Genomic DNA, 2,637 nt, shown 5'->3' with positions numbered 1-2,637 from the left:
CTGTTTTTTATTATTCAGATTCGCCACAATCGAATTGGCCTGCAATTTCATGGTGCCCTGTTCAATGATGACATTACCCGAATAAGTCGTGACTCCAGTACGCTCATTAAAAGTCGCACGGTCAGCTAATAAGGTAATCGGCTGATTACGGTCAGATGGCAATGCAAACGCAGTGGCTGAACCCAATGCAACCAGACTTAATAACGCAGCGCGCTTAAGGAAAGTGTTCATCATTTTAGCTCTAGGAATTTGGTTCATACTTTCCTCGAATATTAAAGAATTCGTATTGACCATCATTAAGATTGGCTTTTAGGCCCTGACTGATAAATTCAGCCTGTGGAGATTCAACAATGACAGTTTTATCGGTTTCAATTTCACGTGTTTTCGGAAAAGCCGTCAGCTCCTCGGTGCGGAACTGCATTTTTCCATTTTGCATGATCTTGGTCGCCAGCACTTCTTGAGAAAGTACAACTTTTGTATTGTCATCATAACCGTTGCCCTGTTTGGCAAAGAATGTCGCATCAATCTGACCGTCTTTATAGGTCGTTGCCTGCAGATTTTTGAGACTTGAAGTCTCTAGCTGCAGGTTTTGTTCAAGCTGGTCGACCTGGGCACGAACAGACAACATGCCCTTTTCATCAGTTTGGGTTAAGTTAATATTATTCGCAGAATAGGTCATGCTACGTGCAGAATCAGTCTGCAACTTGTTGCCTTTACCGCTGTAATAGTAATAACCACCACTTATTGCGGCAATGATAATAGCCGTAAGATATAAAACTCTAGTGTCCATAAGCGGTGTACTTAATCCAGGATGTATGACTTATTAATAAGGCGCACGAGTATATTTTTCAAGTAACTCTTGGTACTTACCTTTGGACATCAGTAACATGTCACAAATCTCGCGTACCGCACCACGACCACCATAGGCTTGCGTTACCAGATCAGCACGACGACGTACTTCGACATGGCCGTTTGGAACAGTCACTTTCATGCCTGCAATCGCGAAGGCGGACAGATCAGGCCAATCGTCACCCATGTATAAACAATCTTCAGGATCGATATTGAGCTGAGTACAAGCTTCACGTAAAGCAGTCCCTTTATCTTCGCGGCCCTGATAAACCAGATCTACACCCAAATCCGACATACGTTTCTGTACGATATTGCTTTGACGTCCAGTGATAATGATCACTTTAATTCCGGCTTGCTGTACCAGTTTCATACCCAGACCATCACGGATATCAAAAGATTTGATCTCATCTCCTGTATTGGTCAATGTGACAAAACCATCGCTTAAAATACCATCTACATCAAGTACCAGTGCCTCAATATGACGTGCCTGCTCTAATAATACATAAGATGCCATTTATTAATTTACCCCAGCCTGAATCAGGTCATGCATACTAATTACACCAATGACTTTATTGGCATCATCAACCACAACAAATTGATTAATTTTACGTTCGTTCATTTTTTCCAGTGCAACGACAGCACGTGCTTCCTGAGAAATCGTCAGCGGATTTTTGGTCATCACTTCCTGAATCGGTAAATTAACATCAAAACCTTGCTGTTTGTCGATCAGGCGGCGCAAGTCACCATCAGTGAAAATACCCAGCAGAAGGTCATTTTGATCCACAATTGTGGTTAAACCTAGGCGTTTATTTGAAATCTCGTATAAAACTTGATTCATCGGTGTATCTGGTGACACTTTTGGCAATTCTGAACCTGTATGCATGAGATGTTTTACATGCAGCAATAAGCGTTTACCCAAGGCACCTGCTGGATGTGACAAGGCAAAATCGTCAGCAGTAAAACCCCGTGCATCTAAAAGAGCGACAGCTAGTGCATCACCCAGCGCTAAAGTTGCTGTTGTACTCGAAGTCGGTGCCAGGCCAAGTGGACAGGCTTCCTGAAGATGACCCAGAGTTAAAGCCACATCAGCATTTTGTGGCATTGGGCCTTTGGCATCCCCACTAATGGTAATTAAAGGAATTTCCAGACGCTTGATCAGAGGCATCAGCATCATGATTTCATCGCTTTTGCCTGAGTTTGAAATGGCAATCAGTACATCACCCGGTACCAGCATCCCAAGATCACCATGCCCTGCCTCGCCCGGGTGCATGAAGAATGAAGGCGTACCCGTAGAGGCAAAAGTTGCCGCCATCTTACGGCCAATATGCCCGGATTTCCCCATCCCGGTAATCACCAGACGACCTTTGCACTGCAGGATAATTTCACATGCCTGACTAAAACGCTCATCGATCTGCGTGGCTAAAATCTGTAATGCTTGTTCTTCGATACGCAAGGTTTCAAGTGCAACTTTCTGGAAGTCTATTTGATTTGGCATATTTGGTGGGTTCAAAGTAGGTTTACCTTAACTCTATACAGAGTTGACTCATTCTAGCAAAAAAATAATTTTCGCAATTTTATCATATCTATGCAAATAGCAGGTTTCAAAATGTAGAGCTTTTCATAAAACTTAAACAGAATGTTTTGAAATTTCCCTGACCGAAAGCTCTTCATTATTTAGAATTTCATTAGGTAAATCAGTTCTGGTTGTCGTTTTTATTTTGCGTAGGCAATAAAAAACCCTAATCTTCCGATCAGGGTTTTTTGAATTTTGGAGCGGGAAACGAGACT

4 protein-coding genes are annotated in these 2,637 nt (G+C 42.6%); all 4 read right to left on the bottom strand.

The window, feature by feature from the left end; genetic code table 11:
- On the bottom strand, positions 1 to 258 hold a 258-nt coding region (locus B4J23_RS05630; RefSeq protein WP_291359195.1), incomplete at its 3' end, for an LptA/OstA family protein.
- Positions 242 to 790: an LPS export ABC transporter periplasmic protein LptC gene (gene lptC / locus B4J23_RS05625; protein ID WP_034705852.1), complete on the bottom strand. Its 549-nt coding sequence runs from the start codon at positions 788 to 790 to the stop codon at positions 242 to 244. The genes B4J23_RS05630 and lptC, both read right to left, overlap by 17 nt.
- A gap of 33 nt (positions 791 to 823) precedes the next feature.
- A complete protein-coding gene (locus B4J23_RS05620) occupies positions 824 to 1,363 on the bottom strand; it encodes a KdsC family phosphatase (protein ID WP_034170294.1) in 540 nt (179 codons plus the stop codon).
- 3 nt (positions 1,364 to 1,366) lie between these two features.
- Positions 1,367 to 2,344 carry a KpsF/GutQ family sugar-phosphate isomerase gene (locus B4J23_RS05615; RefSeq protein WP_004786235.1) on the bottom strand — a complete coding sequence of 326 codons (978 nt, stop codon included), beginning with the start codon at positions 2,342 to 2,344 and terminating at the stop codon, positions 1,367 to 1,369.
- Between the last annotated feature and the right edge of the window lie 293 nt (positions 2,345 to 2,637).

The sequence above is a fragment of the Acinetobacter sp. UBA3025 genome, assembly GCF_002367915.1.
Classification (GTDB): Bacteria; Pseudomonadota; Gammaproteobacteria; order Pseudomonadales; family Moraxellaceae; genus Acinetobacter.
This window is presented reverse-complemented; position numbering and strand designations above follow the sequence as displayed.

What these genes read in the sequence shown, in the direction of transcription:
- lptC (WP_034705852.1), bottom strand. Translation starts at nt 790, where the DNA reads ATGGACACTAGAGTTTTATATCTTACGGCTATTATCATTGCCGCAATA.
- B4J23_RS05620 (WP_034170294.1), bottom strand. Translation starts at nt 1,363, where the DNA reads ATGGCATCTTATGTATTATTAGAGCAGGCACGTCATATTGAGGCACTG.
- B4J23_RS05615 (WP_004786235.1), bottom strand. Translation starts at nt 2,344, where the DNA reads ATGCCAAATCAAATAGACTTCCAGAAAGTTGCACTTGAAACCTTGCGT.